Consider the following 19,394-nt stretch of genomic DNA (forward strand, 5'->3'; position numbering starts at 1 on the left):
AAATCAATGGCCGCGAGCTAGAACTTTCTGGAGGTCAAACACCGGCAGCCAGGACGCCCCGACCCAGTCGCCAGTGCGCACCAGACTCATGGTCTTCAGTGTCTTGGCCGGGCCATCGAATGAGCATTGCACGGCCCATGTCTGTCCGTCGAACCCAGGTACCAGGAAGCAGGCCATCGCAGGCAAGGCCAGCGCGGCTTCATCGTCCTTTTCCGCCAGCAGCGCCACGACATCGCTCGAGGTGGCAGTAGCGATATCAAGCCCACGGGGCCATTCCCCCTTCCAAGGCTTCGCAGGCCGGGACAGGGGGGTGTGGAAGGTCAACGCGTGCAGTCCCCACAGCTGCTCGTGATCGGGCAGATCGGGGGCCATGCATTGCATCATCAAGTCCACCCCCAGGCTCTCCACGCTCACATGGTATGGATCCGTGCCATGGCTTTGGCGCAGGTTGGAGACCGGGGGCTGAAGCGACAGCAGGGCGCGATGCAGCGGCTCCTGACGGCTGTAGCGGCCCAGGTTGCGCAACAGCATGTCCGGTAGAGGATCGAATCGGGAAGGCATGCCGCAAACTCCTGGAAGGGTCACCCCTAAGAGCGATCCGATTGCAGGAACGCAAGGTACTTCGGATCCTCATCAGAAAAAAGCTGGTCGCCTTCCTGCATGTGGGCCTGGGCCAGCATGTGCCTGGCTTGCGCCAACTCCCCCAGTTCAAACAGCGACTGCCCCGCTCGCAGCAGGAGATAGGGGTTGCTGATGCCGTCCGGTCCGCTCATCGCGTCGAGGAAGGAAATCTTTGCCATCTTGAAGTCGCCGAGATCGAAGTAGGCTTCACCCAACGTACCGTTGAGCCAGGTCCAGGCCTCCCAATCTGGCTGGGGCTCAGGCAGCATGTCCAGCGCCTGGTGCAAGGGCTCGATCGCTGCCGAAGGCCGGCCGCTCTCCAGCGCTTCATTGGCTTTTTCCGAAAGCGCCGTGATTTTTTGATGGATGTCATCGGGCAACTGTGGGCCGTCGTCTTCCTCGAAATCGTCTTCTGCCATTACTTGGTCGCCTTCTTCATTTGGTCCAACGCGAACTTCAGGTACTTGGGATCTTCACCGACGTATCCTCTCCGGCCTCCCATTTCATAGGCTTTTATGAGTTCCTTGGCAGCCAACTGCTCTCGCCCTGATTCCAGATAGACCTTCCCAAGCATAATGTAAGGCTCAGGATCGTTCTCAAGTAGTTCGCATTTAAACAGCTCCCTTGCCCAAAATTCGGCTTGCAAATAATTCTTTTGAGCAAGATAAAAATTAAAAATATCTTTAATCAAACTCATGGAAGAACTCCAGAGATATTTAGACTCTGGATATAGGCCCCAGACCAAGAGCAACATTTTCTCGGCCTTTTGGCAATCATTTGACTTTATTGCTTGCTGGTACAGCCTCCCGTACTCTATCTCTTTTTGGCCTATCTCTGGCGGAAGTTCTTTTGCCGGCATCCAAAAATCTCCTTCAATTTAAAGGTTTTTCATATTTTATCCCCAATTTCGACCCCATCGACCCATTGATCGAGAGGTGATCGAGAGGTGATCGAGAACATAATTATCTGGATTTTTCATAAACGCTCTGACTTCAGGAGATCGAGCGCCATACTGGCGGCCTTCTTGATTCCACCAAGAAAACAGCATCCTTCGGAGAATGAGGCTAATCAATTTTTATATTAATTCTTGAACCATCCGGCATATCTTTGATTTGTAATGCAATAGAAGCCCGGTACTTCATTGCCTTAACAGAGTCCAAGGCATAAAGATTTTCCACCTCATACTCACCGCCTGTGACAAAAGGAATTTTCGGCAGCAATCTACTTCCCTGAGGAATTGGACCATGAACTTCTTGCCATTCATGTGCCAAAGAATGACCGGTATAAAAATCATAGTCACCCATAATCTCTGACGCCCAATCGTTCAATGAATCTGCAATCTCCTCCGTCTCCCCTGTCTCAGGGTCGAAGGTGGAAATTTTTTCATCCTTTATAAAAAATTGATTTCCAAAAACATCTTCGGCAAAAAAATACCCTAACGGATCCAAATCCTTGTAGTCACTCCGCCACAGATCACTGGAGTTCCAACGCTCAATGGAAAGGTCCTTGCAAGCCTCATCTGCACTGAAAAAATGTAGAGCACCTTCAAATCCATAACCACCGTTCATTTTCAACAACATGTAGTGCAGTTCTTCACCTATAGAACCTGCACAATTGCGAAATACTTGAACATCAGCCTTCAGCGCGGAGTCAGACGCAGGAGCGCATAAACTCAAGAGCTTATCGATTTCTTTCTTTGACATTACTTGACCTTTATCTTTACCTTTGTTCCATTGGGATATGGAGCACATTGATGCCCCATACAAGAGCCAGCCCCTCTATTATCACAGGAATCAATCAATTTGACATCTGCACCTTTGCCGCCTTCTTTGAACATAGCGGGAGGATACTCATCCCTATCTTTCGTAGGTTTTGTTTTAACTCCCTTAAGGGATGCCCGACGACGGGCTTTAGACCCCGGACGATCAATTGTTAGTTCATCGGGATGCCCTGCAGCGATTGCTTCTTTCACATGTTGAGCCGTCTCAGGATACTTTGAGCTGTCGATAACAATGCACGGCAATTGACAACCGCAACGCTTACGCTTTTTATTGAGCCCCGCCGGATCCACCCATTCCAACGGATTGGGTGCATATTCATAAAAATTCTCACTACCTTCCAGCCCAATTGGATCCTGGTGCACGAATCGCCCCGTCACTGGATCGTAGTACCGATGCCGGTTGTAGTGCAGCCCTGTCTCGCCATCGAAGTACTGCCCCTGGAACCGCAGCGGCTGCTGCACGAAGCTCAGCGCCTGTACGTCCCCCTTAGCCGCCAGCGCCAAAGGCCGCTCCGCCTGGGTGAACACCGCCGCGTCGTCCGTACCCGTGCGCATCACCTGCAGCGCCTGCGTCTGCCCCCACACCCGGTAGCTCGCTGCCCACACGATGCGGCCCTGCTCGTCCGTCAGCTCCTGCGGCGCGCCGATCTGGTCGCATTGGTAGTAGTAGGCGGCGAAATCCTTGGGTCGTGCCCCCTCTTTCTCTGCGGCCTCGCCCTTCCACTCCGACTCCAGCTTGGCCAGCGGCACGAAGCTGTCCGGCTCGTAGAGGTATTCCGACAGCCTGCTGCCGCGCAGTTCGCCCGCCAGCAGGTCCCCGTCGTAGAGGAAGGCCGTGCGCCCGAACGCGTCCCGCTTCTCGATGCGCCGGCCCAGCGCGTCGTAGCGGTAGTGGGTGACCTGCTCCGTGGCCGCAGGCTCCGCATGCCCTTGCGCTTCGGCGGGGCGGTCGCGGTAGCGCACGACGCGCGCCTCCACGATCTGGTGCTCCGGGCTGTAGCGGTAGTGCTGCACCGTGTGCCAGCCGATGCGCCGCTCGGTGACGTTGCCGTGCAGGTCGTAGGCGAAGCGCAGGTCCTGGTAGACCGCCAGGCGGTTGTGCGGCACAACATCACGCTGGCCCACGCCGCCGCTCGCCTGCGGCCCCGCGCCCCGGTTGGGGTTGAGCAGGTTGCCGGCCGGGTCGAACGCGAAGGTTTCGCGCTCGGTGGCCTGCTGTTTGCCGTCACCGCGCTGCGCCGCCAGGATGCGGCCCAGCGGGTCGTAGCGGTAGTGGCTGTCGCCGCGCAGCCCGTCGCGCGTGGCGATCAGGTTGCCGGTGGGGTCGTAGCGGTACTGCCGCGCGATGCGGTCGCCCGAAGGAAGCTGCGGCAATGCGGGCAGGCCCTGGTCCCGGTCCCGCAGGGCCTGTGGTGACGGCATGCCCGGCTGGCCCTGCAGCGCCTGCCGCCGGCCCACCTTGTGCGCCACCAGCCGGCCCATCGGGTCCCAGCCGTAGCGACTTTCCAGCGCGCCCTGCGTGCGCTCGATCTCCTGGTGCAGCGCGTCGCGCTCGATGTCCGAGAGCACATGCCCGTCCACGCGGATCTGGTGCAGGTGGCCCGAGCCGTAGTAGAGCCATTGCACGTGCCGGCCGCCGGGCATGCGGCTGTCCGTGCGGTTGCCCAGCGCGTCGTAGGCATGGCGCCAGGCGTAGCGGCCCAGGGTGCCGGCCCCGTCCGGTGCCAGGTGCTCCTGGACTTCCTCGACGAGGCGCGAGAGCGGGTCGTAGGCGAAATGCACGCGCGCATCGGCGTTGCCGGCCTGCAGCATGCGGCCCAGCAGGTCGTAGGCGAAGGTGGTGACATCGCGGCTGCCGGCCCCCTCCTCCACGCCATCGGGCCCCACGTGGGCCTTGGCGACGAGGCGGCCCACCGCGTCGCGGCGGAACACGGTGCGCTTCGGTAACGGCGCGGCGGGGTCGGGGTCGTACGGCGTGTCCGGGGGCAGCCGCGCGTCGCGCTCGTGCAGTTCGGCCAGCTCGCCCGCGGCGTTGTAGCGGTAGCGCTGGATGCGGCCGTCGAAGCCGATTTCCTCGATCAGGTTGTCCGCCGCGTCGTAGGTGAAGCGGGTGGTGTCGTCGTTCTCGTTCTGCAGCGCCACGAGGCGGCCCACGGCGTCGTGCTGGTAGCGCAGCGTGCCGCCGAGTGCGTCCTGGCGCAGCACGGGCTGGTCCAGCCCGTTATAGGCATAGCGCGTGGCGGCACCCTGCGGGTCGGTGTAGGCGGTGAGGTTGCCCTGCGCGTCGTAGTCGTAGCGGTGCTCCGAGCCGTCGGGCGCCACCACGTGGCGCAGCCGGCCCAGGGCGTCGTGGCGGTACCGGGTGGTCTGGCCCAGGGCGTCGGTGGCCGTGAGCAGGTTGCCGAGCGTGTCCCAGGTGTAGCGCGTGGTCTGGCCGGAGCAGTCGGTGTAGGCGATGAGCTGGCCGGCGTCGTCCCACAGCAGGCGGCGGGTCTTGCCGTGCGCGTCCTCGATGGCCACGGGCAGGCCGCGCGCGTCGTGGCGCCAGCGCGTGGCATGGCCCAGCGGATCGACGCGCTCGGCAAGGTTGCCGCGCTCGTCGTATTGCTGGCGCCAGACATGGCCCAGCGCATCGGTGATCTCCACCGGCAGGTCGAGGTGGCCGTAGGCGAGGCGCGTGGTGGCGCCGGCCGCGTCGGTCACGGTCAGCAGGTTGCCGCGCGTATCGAAGCGCCAGCGCGTGGCCCGGCCCAGCGCGTCGCGGGCCTCCTCGGGGTTGCCGGCGGCGTCCAGCCGCGTCTCGGTGCGCACGGGGCGGCCGTCGGGGCCGGGTTCGGTGATGGCGACGACTTCGTGCGCCGCGTTGTATTCGTAGCTGCTGCGCCGGCCCAGCGCGTCGGTCACGTGGGTAGTGCGCCGGCCCAGGTCGTACTCGAAGCGCGTGTCCAGCAGGCCGGGCGTGTCCGTCCAGGTGCGCACGACGCGCCCGCCTGCATCGTGGCGGCTCCATTGCTGGTGGTGGGTGAAGCCGTTGCGGGTGGCATAGGCCACCATCAGGTGGTGGCGGTAGCGGTAGCGCGCGGTGCCGCCCAGGGCATCGGCGGCCTCGGCCAGGTTGGCGCGCAGGTCGCCGGCCTCGTTGCCCTCGGTGCCATAGGCGTAGCGCGCGAGCACGCCGCCCGCGTGCTGCACGCCATCGAGCGTGCGCGGCTCCAGGTGGATGGCCTGCAGCAGCCGGTCCGGCGCGCCCTCTTCGCCACTCCATTCGAAGCGCAGTTGCCGGCCGGCGCTGTCCGTCAGGCCCAGGGGCCGCGGCGCGCAGCCGTCGGCGCCGGTGGCGTCGTACGCGGGGTAGTGCAGCGTGACGGCGTTGCCGTTGCGGTCGGCCATGCGCGCCAGCGGCAGGCGCCACTGGCCGGGCACGGGGGCCGGGAATTCATGGCGCAGGCCGTCGGTGGCTTCGATGCTCCAGCCGCCGCCCTCGTGGTGCCGTACGGTGATCTTCTCGCGCGCATCGAAGTGGCTGGCGCCGCGCGGCAGCACGGGCAGCCGCACGAGGCGGCCGCGCGCGTCGTAGTAATGCACGGCGTCGTAGGTCAGCGCCAGTTCGATGGACAGCGGCGTGCTCCAGCCCCAGCCGAGCCATCCCGGGCGCCGGTCGCTGGATCGGTAGAAGCGGCGCCATGCGAGCGGCAGCGGGCCGGGCAGCTCGAAGTCGGTGTCGGCGAGGATCTTCGCACCTGTGGCGAAGATGACGGGGTGGCAGGTGCCCAGTTCGCATCCGGCATTCGGCGCGAAGCCCTTGCGGGCATCGTCCATGATGCTGGCCGTCGTGTTGGGATTGGTGCGGTTGTCATGCCCGGTGGCCACCGGGCCGGGACGCGAGCGAGCGCGCTTGGCGATCTTGCCGACCACGAATTGCGTCGTGATCATCGCCACCTCGTCGGCGATGATCTGCGCGATCTCGTCGAGCTTGGCGTCGGTCATCGGCGGAGTCAGCAATTCCTGCACCTTCTGCGCCAACGCGTCGATCTGGCCTGCCGCCTGGGCCATCGCGGCGCCATTCATCAGCACATTCAACCCGGGGATGAGCTTGCCGATCACCTTGAGGGCCGGGCCGATAAGCGCACTGGGGTCGGTCAGGCTCTCGCCCAGGGCGGCGAACTCGGCCTCGAAAGCGCCGGGGAGCTTTTCGATGACTTTCAGGGCCAGCTTGTCGTAGGGCTCCGGCAGCAGCGCCATCGCGAGGCGCCCACGCCAGCCCGGGTCGATCACCAGCGAATTGCTCTTGGTGGTGTCGAACGAGCGCACGCTGCCGCGGCTCTCGAACTTGGTGTCGCTGCTGTAGCTGGTGGGCTCGGCCGCGCCGCCCACCACGGTGGACCTGACGCCCGCGATGCCGCCCAGGCGGTCGGGCGTGGCGGGGATGGATTCGAAGCGGCTGCCGGCAATGGCGACGGGCTGGCCGTCGATCTTCAGGGTGGCGGTGCCATTCTTGAGGCCCGGCCCGTGCGCCATGTTCAGGATCGGCACGGGCGGCCCGTTGGGCTTGGGAAACACGGGGTTCACCGGGCCCGGGATCATCGCCGGGCTGCGGCCTTCGTGGATCGCTCTGCGGTCGTTGACGAACGTGGCCATGGCTCTGCTCAGGAGGGAATCGGAAGGGCACCGCGGCCGGCGCCCGCCGCCGGGCGCGCGGGCCGCGCATGGTCCCAGGTGGCGACCCAGGCGGCGGTGCGCGTGGACAGGCCGGTGACGGCCTGCAGGCCCGCATGGCCCGCGAGGCGCGCTGGCATGACGGGGTGCGAGAGCGCCTGGCGCATTTCATGGAAGAGCGAGAGCATGAGGGGCACCCACGCGGCGCCGACCTCGCCCAGGAAGGCTGCTGGATCGCGCGCGGGAGCGAGCCCGCCGTCCGCGGCGAAGGCGGCCGACAGGCTGGCCCGTTCGGCCCCGCGCCATGGGGAGCCGTCCATGTCCGACCAGTAGGAATGCAGCGCATCGGCGGGCATGCGCGCGGTCTGCAGCGCGGCGCGCGCGGCCTGGATCAGGGCGCGGCCGTCCAGCAGCGATGCCTCGCCCACGCGCGGGGCGGCTTCCTCGCCGAAGGCCGGCGGATAGACGGTGGCGAATTCCCCGGCCACGGGCGAGCGCGACAGGCGCACGAAGGCGGCGGCCTCGGAGGCGACGAAGCCTTCGCAGTGGCCGGCCACCTGCACCCAGCGGCGCTGGTACAGCAGCTCCACCACGGCCGGGTCGGCGAGGCTGTCCACGCCGCCCACGAGCACTTCGGGCACGTCGGGGTGCGCCTGCATGAAGCGGTAGGCGCCAGACAGCGCATCGGCGCCGCCCACCGCGCCGCCCGCATACAGGGTCAGGGGCAGGAATTCAGGGGCGAGATCCAGGGCGCGCGGCAGTTCCAGCGCGAAGCGGTCGGCATCGATGCCGCCGGGCCGTTCCGCCCAGGGCTCGGGCAGGGCCACGAACAGCGGTATCGGCCGCTGCAGGGGCCAGCCCGTGGCGGGCGGCGGCCCGGAGCGCAGGGCCTCGTGCAGCGCCGGGGCGGCCAGGCGCACGAGGCGCTCCGTGCCGGTGGAGGAAGGGTCGATGCCGGGCACGCGCGAGACGGTGGCGCGGTGGTTGGCCTGGCCGGCGATGGCCTGCCGGGTGAAGGCGGACAGGCCCGCGGCGAGGCTGGAGGCGGTCTGCCAGGCGCGGGTGCCGACGGGGGTGCAGGCGCCGGTGGCGGCGATGGAAAGAGGCGTCATGGCTGGGGCTGTGCGGCGCCGAAGGCCGCCCGTTCCAGGACCGAGGCCGTGGCCGCGGCCAGGCCCTGCACGGGCATCAGGTCGTCGGCTTCGATCCAGAGCGCGCCGGCAAGGCGCGATGCGTGTTCGAGATGGAGCAGGTGGCGCAGGGGCGCGCCGACCAGGGCGGTGGACTCTTCCAGCACGACCTGGCTGCGGGCGCGGCCCAGGCGCAGCGCCGGCCCTTCCAGCGGCAGCGCAGCCAGTGCCGCATCCGCAGCGGAAGCCCGCTCCGGCGCGGGCCGCGCGAGGTCGAAGAGCCCGTCGGCCGGCGTGCCCGCGAGCAGCGCCACGGCATCGGCCAGCGTGCGGCAGGCCTCCTCCTCGTCCCACGGTGCATGGGCGGCGAGGTGGCGCAGCAGCGGCACGTCGCCGACCAGGGCAGCGGCCTGGCACTGGAAGGCCCAGGGCATGTCCGGATGGCGGCCCTCCCGCAGGGCGACCGCGAGTTCGTAGCCCTCGCGTGCGGCCAGCAGCGCCAGCGCGGCAGGCGAGCGGGGGTTGCGCGCCAGCACGGCGCGCGCGGCCGGAGTCTCGTGCGGGCTGCCCATGAGCGCCAGCGCCGCCAGCGCGGCCTCGGCGTCGTCGCCCTGCTCCACGGCAGCCAGGGCCCGGGCCTCGTCGCCGCGGCCGGTGCAGCGCCACGCGCAGAGCACGGCCATGCCGCCGGACAGGGACGCGGCCCAGGGAGCGACCGCTTCCGCGAAGGCATCCGACACCGCGGGCCGAGCAATCGCCAGGCGCAGCAGCAGGCGGCCGAGCGGGGTGCGCTCCGCGCCCTGCTGCCCGGCCGGCAGCGCCACCCGGGGAGCCAGGTAGTCGCCCACCGTGCCATCGAAGGCGAAGCGCAGGGCGTTGCAGACCGCGCCCGGCTGGGCCTGCAGGTACTCGCCGCCCAGGTGCGCCAGTTCGGCGCCCGCGCGGCCGAGTTGCAGCTGCAGCACTTCCAGGCAGGCGAGCGCGAAGATGCGCGACGGCTCGTGCAGGGTTTCGTCGCCCGCGGCGGCGATGGCCTCACGGCAGGCGGGCAGCACCTCGGGGGCGTGCGCCAGGTGCTGTTTCAGCCCGGCCAGCGCCTGAACGATGGCGTCGTCGAACACGGCGATGGCCGGCGGCCGGGCCGCGGAGCGCGGCAGCAGGTGGCTGCGGCGCCAGTACTGGGTGACCAGCGACCGCGCCATGCGCGCGGGCGGATCGGTCCAGACCGGCAGGTCGGTGGCCCGGGGCACGGGCAGTTCGATGACGTTCATGCAAAAGGGGGCGCCGCAGGCCGCGGCGCGCGTGGAATCAAAGACAATTCCGGGCAGGAGGACCCCACCCGATGCTGGACAACCTGACGCCCTTCGCCGCGGAGCTGCTGCCGGGCCACCGGCCGGACGGTAGCGCGTGCCGGACGCTGGTCATCAAGGCCACGCTGGATTTCGCGGGCAGGCCCGTCGCCCAGGGCAGCGCGCTGCCGATCTACCGCGGCGACGCGTTTTTCGGGGAGGACGGGCTGCAGGGCACCATGCGGCACGAGGCCGACCTGGCCCCGTTCAAGCCGCGGGTGGACGTGGTTTTCAACGGCTTCGCCCATGCACCCGGAGGCCGTCCGGCGGAGCGGTTCGACGCGGGCCTGTCCATCGGCGCGGAAACCCGTACGCTGCGCGTCCACGGCCGGCGCGTGTGGCGCCGGCGCATGGGGCTGTTCCCCGTGGCGGAGGCCTGCGAGCCGGCGCTGCGCGTGCCGCTGGTGTACGGCCTCGCCTTCGGCGGGCAGGACGCGGAAGACCCGGCGGCCTTCCATGCCGGCAACCCATCGGGCACCGGTTTCAGCGCCGGGGTGCCGCGGGACGGCGCGCCGCTGCACCAGATCGAGTGGGCCGATGCGCCCGTGCGCCTGCCTTCCGGCAATGACCCGCCCGCGGGTTTCGGCTGCATCGGACGCACGTGGCTGCCCCGACGCGCCCTGTGGGGCAGCTATGCCCCGCAGGAACTGCAGCAGGCGCCCGGCCTCGTGGCACGCATGCCCGCCACCTTCGACCCGGCGGCCTGGAATTGCGCCCACCCGCGCATGCAGTTCGCGCCGGGCCAGGTCCGGCCGGGCACGCGCATCCGCTGGCAGCACCTGTGCGCCCGGGGCGAGGGGGAAACCGCCGTGCCGGACCTGCAGCCGGCCGTGTCCTGGGCGGTGCGGGGCGAGCGTGGCACCGTCCGCCCCGCGTTCGACACCCTCGTGCTGGAGCCCGAGCACGGCCACATGGTGATGGTCTGGCGGCACACGTTCGACAGGGAAGCCGCCCGGTACCTGGAAAGCCTGCAGGTGCATCTCTGACGGGCGCTCAGTTGATGCGGACCTCGGCCGCATCGATATCCACGAGGTCGCGCGCGTCGTGCTCGATCTTCAGGGCCACGAGCCGCGCGAGCCCCTGCCCCGTCAGGCGCAGGGACGCCTCGCCGCACGACAGCACCACGGCGTCCTGCGACTGCAGGCGGATGGCTCGCTGGTTCCAAGGTACCGCGGGCGAAGGAGCCAGCACCGCGGTGATGACCGCTTCGCCGCCGGAACGCACCGCCAGCAGCACCTCGTCGCCGGGCACCAGTTCCGGCAGGAGCACGCCCACGGAGGCGCTGGCAGCCATGTCCGCCCCTGCACCGGGGCACTCCACGGCATAGCGGTCCGGGGCCAGGGCCTGCGTCACGTGGCCGGTGCGCAGCACCGGGGCGGCGCCCGCGTCGGCGCGGTCCGCGGTGGCGGCATCCGCCGGAGTGGGTGCAGCATGTGCGTAGGCCATGGAAACCCTCCTCTTCTTTCTGATCTCAAGCGGGATTGACGTGGCTGTCCGGCGACGAGACCGTCACCTTCGAGCTGCCCGCGATGGAAATCGTCTGTCCGTTGATCTGCACCGTGCCGTCGCTGGTCATGCGCAGCACGGCCTTGCCGCACTGGATCTCGATCGCATCGCCGACCGTGACGGACATTTCCTTGCCCACGCTCAGGGTGCGCACTTCGCCCACGGTGGTGGCCGAGTTCTTGCCCACGTTCTCCGTGTAGTTGTCGGAGGTCTCGTCCGTGCGGTCCGCGCCGACCTTCGTGGTCTGGCTCTGCCCCACGGTGACGGACCGGTTCATGAGCACGTTGGTGGACTGGTTGAGCCCCACGTTCACCACCATGGCCGCGCCCACGTTCACGTTGTAGGCCGCGCCGATGTTCACCATCTTCGCCAGGCCCACGTTCTGCAGGTAGGCCAGGCCGATGGTCTCGGTCTTGAAGCTGCCGACCTTGATGGACCAGTTGTTGCCGATCTTGTCCTTCTCGTTGCGGCCGATGGTCTTGCTGCGGTTCTTGCCGATGGAGACCGTCTCGTCGATGCCAACATCTTCTTTTCGGTTGTCGCCGATGCTGATCGTCTCGTCGTGGTCCACCCGCTCCGTGCGATTGTTGTGCACCGTGATCTTCTCGTCGCGGTCCACGGTCTCGGTGCGGTCCCGGTGGATGGTGTTCGTCTCGTCCCGGTCGATGGTCTTGCGCCGGTCCTGCCCCACCCAGTGGTCCTCGTCGTTCTCCACCTCGATGAGCTGGTCCTTCTGCGCATGCAGCCACACCTGCTCCGCGCCCTTCTTGTCCTCGAAGCGGATCGCGTTCGCGTCGCCCGCGCCGTTCTTCATCCCGTCGCCGAACGCCCCGCCCTTGCTCGACTTCGTCTTGATGCCCGACTGCGTGGCATTGCCCGGCAAGGCCCAGGGCGGCATGTTCGCCGCGTTGTAGACGCTGCCCGTGACGATGGGGTAGTCCGGGTCGCCGTTCAGGAAGTCCACGATGACCTCCTGGCCGATGCGCGGGATCGAGATCGCCCCGAACCCAGAGCCCGCCCAACTGGTCGCCACCCGCATCCAGCAACTGGAGTTCTCGTCCATCGCACCCAGCCGGTCCCAGTGGAACTGCACCTTGATGCGGCCGTATTCGTCCGTCCAGATTTCCTCGCCGGCCGGGCCCACCACGACGGCGGTCTGCGGGCCTGTCGTGCGTGGCTTCGGGGTTGTTCTCGCGGGGGTGTAGGGCAGGCTCGTGGGCTGGGCCGTGAGGCTGAACTTCTGGAACGACCCCTGCTCTTCGTTGTGCTTGAGCGATTCCCCAGGCTTGGCACTGTTGAAGGATGAGCTTCGCGGGTTCTCGTGCAGGTGGTAGGTGACGCCGGTGATGAGGTACTGGCGGTTCTGGTCGCCCCGCGGGTAGTTCTCCAGCGTGAAGGTGTAGCCCGTCGCGAGGCTGCGGTGGCGCGATTCCCCCCGGACGGTGCTGTGGCCCGTCAGGCCCTCCTGCAGGCGCACGCGGGCATATTGCTCGCCGTCGCCGTGCTGCACGTAGCCGCCCGGCCATTCGTAGATCTCGTACGCATCGTGCGCATGCCCTGGCGGCTGCTGGCGCATGTTGGAAAGATCCGACCTCGGCTTCTTGAAGTCGTAGTCGTCGTTGTAGTACCGGCCCGGCTTGATCTCCTCGCCCAGCGTCCAGGCGTGGATGTTCTCGCGGTCCGCCACGGCGGACTTCTCGGGCGGGTAGAACGGGATCACGGCCGCGCCCGGCAAGGGCTCGTGGCCGGCCACGATGTCGTCGGCGATCACCAGGGTGTGCTGGCCGCTCGCGTGCTGGAAATAGTAGTACGCGCCTTCATGCTCCAAGAGGCGCGAGACGAAGTCGAAGTCGCTTTCGCCATACTGCACGCAGTAGTCCCAGGCGCGGTAGGCGCGCGTGAGCTTGAGTTGCATCGGGTAGCCGTAGCGGCCCAGCACCTCCTGCACGATCTGCGGGACGGTCTTGAACTGGAAGATGCGGAAGTCCTGCCGCCGCGTGGCCACCCACAGCCAGGGCTGCAGGCGCAGGTGGTACGAATAGAGCCGATGGTCCTGCCCCTGCATGCCGAAGCGCGTGACCAGGCCGTCCAGGTACCGCTTGCCGCCGCCTTCGGTCTCGATCTCCACCGTCGCCGTCTTGCCCAGCAGCGCCTTGGGATCGATGTCGCGCCCCTCCGAGAGCAGGTCGATGTCGAAGGAGAAAAGCTGGCTCAGCTCCTCGCTGCCCCGCAACTGCCGGAACTGCAGCTGCTCTCCCAGGGGCGTCTGGATGGTGACGCGGCGTGTCATCTTGGTTACGAGGGACACGGCCGGACCGCGTCCAAGGGTTAGAGACGGTCGCGATGATAGGTTGAGCGTTTATGGATTGGATAGCTTTTTGAAATTGTAATTTTGTATCGAAAAGTTATATGACAGCCTGCCTCTGCAGTGTTCAATCGGGCTGCTCCGAAGCCACCGAGCCGTAGCGGACGAGGAAATCCTGGGCGGGCATGGGCCGCGCGAACAGGTAGCCCTGGTAGAGGTCGCAGCCGTGCCGGTCCAGGAAATCGCGCTGCTCCTGGGTTTCCACGCCTTCGGCGATGACCTCGAGGTCAAGGTTGCGGGCCATGCCGATGATGGTCTGCACGATCACGTCGTCCGTGGGCCGCTTGCCCAGGTTGCGCACGAAAGACTGGTCGATCTTCAACTGGTGCAGCGGCAGGCGGGTCAGGTAGGCCAGCGACGAGTAGCCCGTGCCGAAGTCGTCCACCGAGAAGCGCACGCCCTTGGTGCGCAACAGGTGCATCTTGGCGACGGAATCGTCCACGTTGTCGAGCACCAGGGATTCCGTCAGCTCCAGCTCCAGCAGGTGGGGTTTCACGCCCGCATGCTGCAGGGCCTCGACCACGCTGGTGACGAAGTCCGGATGGCGGAACTGCCGTGCGCTGACGTTTACCGCGATGTGCAGGCCCGCGAGCCGGGGGTCGCCGCTCCAGGCCGCGAGCTGCGCGCAGGCAGTACGCAGCACCCACTGGCCGATCGGCACGATGAGTTCGCTCTCCTCGGCCACGGCGATGAACTCGCCCGGGGCGATCAGGCCCCGCTCGGGATGCTTCCAGCGCAGCAGCCCCTCCGCCCCGATCACCTCTCCCGCGCGAGAGAACTGGGGCTGGTAATACAGCACGAACTCCTGCGCGGCGATGGCGGCCTGCAGGTCGGATTCGAGCCGCGCGCGCTGGCTGATGACGACCTGCATCTGCGGATCGAAGAAGCACAGCGCATTGCCGCGCTGCGCCTTGACCTGGTACATGGCGATGTCCGCCTGCTTGAGCAGGTCGGCCGCGGTCTGGCGCTGGTCGCCGAAGATGGCGGCGCCGACGCTGCAGGTGTTCTGGTGCATCTGCTGCTGCAGGTGGTAGGGCTGGGCCACGGCATGCAGGATCTTCTCGCCGATGCGCCGCGCGATCGTTGCGGCTTCCTGCCGGTCGTGGGAGAGATCGCTCATCATCACCACGAACTCGTCGCCGCCCAGGCGCGCCACGGTGTCCGCAGGGCGCGCGCAGACCCGCAGCCGCAGCGCCACCTGCTGCAGCAGCAGGTCGCCCATCTCGTGGCCCTGCGTGTCGTTGAGGGTCTTGAACTGGTCCAGGTCCAGGAAGAGCAGCGCGCCGAACTGGTGCGACCGCTGCGCGGTGGCCAGGGCCTGGTGCAGCCGGTCGAGCAGCAGCCGCCGGTTGGGCAACCCGGTGAGCGGATCGTAGAAGGCGAGGTTCTCGATCTCCGCGCTGGCCCGGCGCATGTCCGTCACGTCGTGGTAGGTGATCATGAGCCCGCCCTCGGGCGTGGCGCGCTCGGTGATCTGGATGAAATGGCCGTTGGGCAGCATCTGCTCGTGCGTGCCCCGGGTCTCGCGCTGCAGCAGCAGCCGCTGCTCGACCCACTCGCGGCGCATGGCCTCGTCGGCGTCGGGCAGGTAGTAGCGGGACGTGGCTTCCAGCACGGAGCGGAACGGCAGGCCCACTTCCATCATGGCGCGCAGCCACGGAAAGATTTCCTCGTACCGCTGGTTCCACTGCAGGACGCGGTGGCCGGAATCCAGCAGCACGAAGCCGCTGACCATGGAGCCCAGGGCCTGCTCCAGCGTGGATTTGGAGCGTGCGAGGTCGTTGCGCGCACGGCTGATGCGGCGCAGGTAGGCCATGGCGAAACCGCCCGCCGCCAGCGCGGTGGCGATCAGCAGGGCCGCGACCGCGGCGATGGCATTGCGCTCGGAGCGCCAGCTGGCCAGCGCCGATGCCTCGGGCAGGCTCGCCGTGATCCAGAGGCCCGGGTAGAGGATGGGGCGGGCGACCACCAGGGCGGGCACCCCGGTCAGGCGCGCCGGCTGGTCCCAGGTGCTGAAGGCCGGGGCGTCGTCGCCCAGCGAAGGCACGCGCGCCCGGCTGCGCGCCTCGCCGCGGCCGGAGGTGCCGATGATCAGCTCGCCCCGGCCGCGCTCCAGGGTGACCTCCAGCCCTGGGATGTCCGCCCCCTGGGCCAGCACCGCGGCGAGCATGCTCACGGGCACCTGCAGCACCGCCAGCAGGCGCTCCCCGCTCGGGGAGCGGATGGGCCGCGCCGCATACAGGATGCGCTCGGAACTGGCGAAGCTGACCGTGGGGGCGCTCAGCACCAGGGTGGGCATGCCCTGGGACATCGCCTCGTCGAAGAAGCCCGCCGGAAGCTCCTGGAGCACGCGCGAGCCCATGGCATCCGACGCGGCCACCACGTTGCGCCGCGGGTCGATCAGCACGACCGAACGCACGAGGATGTTCTGCCGGGAGGCGCTTCGCAGCAGCTTGCCGATGAACTCCGGATCGGTGCGGGGCATGCGCTCGCTCCACAGCTCGATCATGTCGTCGGTACTGGCCAGCAGGACGTCCAGGCCCAGCAGCGCGCGGTTCAGGGCCGCCTCGGCGCCCGCGGCGAAGCGTGCCACCTGCGTATCGCTCTCGGCCACGGCCACGTGCCGCGCGTTCACGATCAGCCCCGCGGCAGCCCCCGCGATACCGAGCACGAGCGCCGCGACCGCCGCGGACACGGCCCATTGCAGGCGGACCGACAGCGACGCCATCAGGGGGTCTCCGGCACGGGAATGCCGCGCGCCCGGCCCACGGTGCGGCGCCAGACGGCAGCGCAGCCATCGCCGCAGCGGCGCAGCCAGCTGGGCAGCACGGATTCGGAGAGCAGGCGCCGGCGCCGGGCGTCATCCTCTGGCGACAGGGGCACCACGACCATGGAGCCTTTCTCGCCATTGACGCAGGCGGGTGCGCCGCTGTTGCAGGCCACGCCCTCTTCCGTCTCGGCCTCCGCATCGCGCCAGACGGCATCTTCCAGCCGGGGCAGCTCGCGCAGCAGCAGCGCCCGCAGCTCGGGGGGCATGGCGGCCCATGCCTCGTCATTGGCGCCGAAGAAGGACAGCCCCCAGGTGATGGGCAGGGTGTGCAGGTAGCGGGTCATGCGGTGCAGGCCGAGCGTGTTGCCCGACATCGTCCCGGTGATGGCGCATTCGCTGTCGCCCGCCTGCAGGCTGGGCACGATCTGGCTGAAGCCCGTATAGACGGCCACGCCGCCCAGCGAGGCGATGAAGTCCGCCTGCGCCGCGGACGAGACGCGCACGCGCCGTCCCTTGAGGTCCGCCAGCCCCGACAGGGCGCTCTTGCAGAACAGCACCTGCGCGGGATACACGTACACCGCCAGCATCTCGAAATGGTGGTGCCTGCGCAGTTCGTCCTGCAGGTACGGCCGGAAGGCCTGCACGGACGCCCGCAGGTCCGCCAGGGTGGGATTGAGCGCCGGGAGGTCGGCCGCGGTGTACTGCGGATACTGGGCGGTGAGCGAGCTCATCAACACCGTGCCCAGCGGCACCACACCCAGTTCGATCAGGCGCAGCATCTCGATGCCGGGCACGCCCGCGCGGTCGAAGGGGACGATGGAGGCGGTGAAGCGCCCGCCGCTCAGGCGCGGAAGGTCCCTGGTCCAGAACGGCGCCTCGCGCCGGGAATACTGCGACAGGGCCCCGAGGTTGCCGACGATGCGCAGCCGGTAGGGCGCCGCCCCGCCCGGCGCGGAGGCCGACGGCGCCGGCGGGGACGCTGGCAGGGCCGGCTCGGCGGGTGCGGCGCCCGCCGGCACTGCGGCCAGAGCGAGCGCGCAGGCCAGCGCCGCCCGCCGCACGGACGCGGCAGCAGGCAAGGCACGGATCAGGTGGCAACGGACGAATCTGCCGGTGCAGGGCGCGCGAAGGTTCGCTGCCAAATAGGTGTCCTCCCAGTAGCACCGGTTTTTTACCATTTTGGATGCCTTTGACAAATGGCGGGAAATGCTCTCCACCCCTCCTCAGAGAGCACGCGGCGTCATAGATTCCACCTGGCAGGATGGTGGGCGACGAATTCTCCCGTTTCCTGGTCGAAATCCCAGCGGGTCAGCTGCCGGCCCTCAGGGCCGGTCTCCAAAGTCAGCAGGCTGTTGGGTGCCTGCGCCCGCAGCCGCACCGACACGGCCGTTCCGGCCTGCGCGGCCCGCAGCCCCGGCAGTGCCTCGACCAGGCCGGGCTCGTGGGCGTGCCCGGACAGCAGCAGTTCGGCACCCGCGGCCCGCCAGCGCGCCAGCGCCTCGGCCGCGCGGTGCGGGCGGTGGTCGGCATCGCCCGGATGCCGAGCCACCAGGGGATGGTGCGTGGCGAGGATGCGCCAGCGGCCGGGCGGCGCGGCCGCCAGCCTCTGTGCCGCCCTGTCGATCTGCTCCGGCGAGAGGCTTCCCCGGCGGTGGCGCCAGGCCCGCGTGGTATCGACCCCCACCACGAAGAACCCGCCGGCATCGCACACGGGCTCCCGGTCGTCCCCCCACCAGCGGGCATAGCGCCGGTAGGCCCCACCGAGCCGCTCCCACCAGGCGAACAGGGGCAGGTCGTGGTTGCCGGGCATGACCAGCGTGTGGCGGACAGGCAACGCGGAGATGAATGCATGGGCGGCCTCGAACTGCGGGACCGTCGCGCGCTGGGTGAGATCGCCCGACACCACCACCACGGATACAGGCAGTGCGCGCGCGAGCGCCTGCACCGCCGCGCAGGCACGCGGATCGTGGGCGCCGAAGTGCAGATCGGACAGGTGCATCAATACGCTCATGGCCGCCTGCCCGGGTTCCGGTGCCTCAGGCCGCCGCCGCGGCCATGCCCGGCACCACGCCCGGCAAAGGGCTTGGCGCCGGTGCGTCGTTGCCGGCGTCGGCTGGCTCCGCCACCGGTTCAGGATCGGTGGTGACGGCGGCGCGCCCGCCCGCGCCCTCTGCCTCTTCATCCTTGGCGGTCGCCGTGGGCGCCACGAGCCACAGCGGCCGGTCTTCCACGCGGAAGCGCAGCGGCGGCGACATCCAGGCCCGCTCCCCGTCGAACGCCACCTTGACCTGGGCGGGGCGCCAGCTGGCCGGCTCCACCACCATCTCGGAACAGGCCAGGCTGATGACGGCATCGTCGCGGTCCAGGTGGCCGATGGCGGCATGCCACACCGTGCGGGCCGTGGCCCACCGGCCCTGCGGCTTGAGCAGCAGCACCGCGAGGTGGTCCCCCTCGGCGACGTCGCGCGCCTGGGGAATGCCCAGCCGCTCCAGTTGCAGCGGGTTGTTGCCCACGAACAGCGTGGAGGCGAAGAACTCTTCCTGCACCAGGGTGTCCGCGCCGCGGTGGGCACGCAGCGATACCCGCCAGCGCCGCGCCGAAGACGGCCGCAGGAAGCTCCACACGGCCGAGACGATCGCCACCCAGCGGGAGCGGCCGAAGCGCCGCGACGCCATTTCCCGCTGCTCGAGCAGGCGCGGATACAGGCCGACCGCGGCGTTCACGAGGAACATGCTGTCGTTCACATAGCCCACGCGCACCGGCCGCTCGTCGCCGTCGTGCAGCGCCTGCAGGATGTCTTGCGCCGCCTGGGCCAGATCCAGCGACAGGCTCTGCTCGCGTGCGAAGTAATTGAAGGTGCCCGCGGGAATGACGCCCATGCGGACGCCATGCCGCCACGCCGCCGCGGCCACGGCATTGATGGTGCCGTCGCCGCCGCAGGCCACGACGATGCCGCCCGAGGCCAGGGCGGCCCGCGCCGCCTCGTCCGCCGCCTGCACGATGCCGGCCCGCACCGCGGGCACGTGCCACTGCACCGCATGGCGGCGCAGCGGCTCCAGGGATTCCAGCCGGCCCCGCAACTGGCCATGGTCCGCGCCCGGCCGGTGCGGTACCACCAGATGCACGGGGCCGGGCCCGGACACGGCGGAAGAGGAGGTCGGGACGGAAGGTGGCATGGTGCTGTGGACGGGAAGGCGCAGCACGAGGCCGCGGGACA

14 protein-coding genes are annotated in these 19,394 nt (G+C 68.3%); 1 reads left to right on the top strand and 13 read right to left on the bottom strand.

Features of this window, described 5'->3' with window-relative positions:
* Positions 1–3: 3 nt before the first annotated feature.
* The 7 genes from ACAV_RS16660 to ACAV_RS16680 form a co-directional block, all read right to left on the bottom strand.
* Positions 4–531 (bottom strand): hypothetical protein, encoded by a 528-nt coding sequence (locus ACAV_RS16660; RefSeq protein WP_244875480.1) that lies wholly within the window; start codon positions 529–531, stop codon positions 4–6.
* Between the two features lie 56 nt (positions 532–587).
* Entirely contained in the window at positions 588–1,040 is a 453-nt protein-coding gene (locus ACAV_RS16665) for a tetratricopeptide repeat protein (protein WP_013595749.1), read from the bottom strand.
* Positions 1,040–1,480, bottom strand: a complete 441-nt coding sequence (locus tag ACAV_RS24680) for a hypothetical protein (RefSeq protein ID WP_013595750.1) — start codon at positions 1,478–1,480, stop codon at positions 1,040–1,042. The genes ACAV_RS16665 and ACAV_RS24680 overlap by 1 nt, the downstream gene beginning before the upstream one ends.
* Before the next feature lie 205 nt (positions 1,481–1,685).
* The gene (locus tag ACAV_RS24150; RefSeq protein WP_157768779.1) at positions 1,686–2,324 is read right to left on the bottom strand and encodes an SMI1/KNR4 family protein; all 639 of its coding nucleotides are present in this window, start codon (positions 2,322–2,324) and stop codon (positions 1,686–1,688) included.
* Positions 2,324–7,039: an RHS repeat-associated core domain-containing protein gene (locus ACAV_RS16670; RefSeq protein ID WP_013595752.1), complete on the bottom strand. Its 4,716-nt coding sequence runs from the start codon at positions 7,037–7,039 to the stop codon at positions 2,324–2,326. The genes ACAV_RS24150 and ACAV_RS16670 overlap by 1 nt, the downstream gene beginning before the upstream one ends.
* Positions 7,040–7,047: 8 nt before the next feature.
* Positions 7,048–8,169, bottom strand: a complete 1,122-nt coding sequence (locus ACAV_RS16675; protein WP_013595753.1) for a 3-oxoacyl-ACP synthase — start codon at positions 8,167–8,169, stop codon at positions 7,048–7,050.
* Positions 8,166–9,458, bottom strand: coding sequence for a hypothetical protein (locus tag ACAV_RS16680; protein WP_013595754.1), 1,293 nt, complete (start codon positions 9,456–9,458; stop codon positions 8,166–8,168). Before ACAV_RS16680 ends, ACAV_RS16675 begins: the two co-directional genes overlap by 4 nt.
* A 71-nt stretch (positions 9,459–9,529) precedes the next feature.
* On the opposite strand from ACAV_RS16680, the gene ACAV_RS16685 reads away from it, so the two are divergent.
* Positions 9,530–10,522, top strand: a complete 993-nt coding sequence (locus ACAV_RS16685) for a DUF2169 family type VI secretion system accessory protein (protein ID WP_013595755.1) — start codon at positions 9,530–9,532, stop codon at positions 10,520–10,522.
* A 7-nt stretch (positions 10,523–10,529) separates the two neighbouring features.
* Here the strand turns inward: ACAV_RS16685 and ACAV_RS16690 are convergent, their stop codons facing one another.
* The 6 genes from ACAV_RS16690 to ACAV_RS16715 all read right to left on the bottom strand — a co-directional run bounded on the left by ACAV_RS16690 (position 10,530) and on the right by ACAV_RS16715 (position 19,353).
* Entirely contained in the window at positions 10,530–10,982 is a 453-nt protein-coding gene (locus ACAV_RS16690; protein ID WP_013595756.1) for a hypothetical protein, read from the bottom strand.
* Between the two features lie 25 nt (positions 10,983–11,007).
* Positions 11,008–13,332, bottom strand: coding sequence for a type VI secretion system Vgr family protein (locus ACAV_RS16695; protein ID WP_041828803.1), 2,325 nt, complete (start codon positions 13,330–13,332; stop codon positions 11,008–11,010).
* A gap of 142 nt (positions 13,333–13,474) precedes the next feature.
* Positions 13,475–16,135 carry a bifunctional diguanylate cyclase/phosphodiesterase gene (locus tag ACAV_RS16700; protein ID WP_013595758.1) on the bottom strand — a complete coding sequence of 887 codons (2,661 nt, stop codon included), beginning with the start codon at positions 16,133–16,135 and terminating at the stop codon, positions 13,475–13,477.
* A complete protein-coding gene (locus ACAV_RS16705) occupies positions 16,135–17,355 on the bottom strand; it encodes a TRAP transporter substrate-binding protein (protein WP_013595759.1) in 1,221 nt (406 codons plus the stop codon). The genes ACAV_RS16700 and ACAV_RS16705 overlap by 1 nt, the downstream gene beginning before the upstream one ends.
* A 62-nt stretch (positions 17,356–17,417) precedes the next feature.
* Positions 17,418–18,188 (bottom strand): metallophosphoesterase family protein, encoded by a 771-nt coding sequence (locus tag ACAV_RS16710; RefSeq protein WP_013595760.1) that lies wholly within the window; start codon positions 18,186–18,188, stop codon positions 17,418–17,420.
* Positions 18,189–18,213: 25 nt separating this feature from the next.
* Entirely contained in the window at positions 18,214–19,353 is a 1,140-nt protein-coding gene (locus tag ACAV_RS16715) for a diacylglycerol/lipid kinase family protein (protein ID WP_013595761.1), read from the bottom strand.
* Positions 19,354–19,394 lie beyond the last annotated feature (41 nt).

The sequence above is a fragment of the Paracidovorax avenae ATCC 19860 genome, from assembly GCF_000176855.2.
GTDB lineage: Bacteria > Pseudomonadota > Gammaproteobacteria > Burkholderiales > Burkholderiaceae_C > Paracidovorax > Paracidovorax avenae.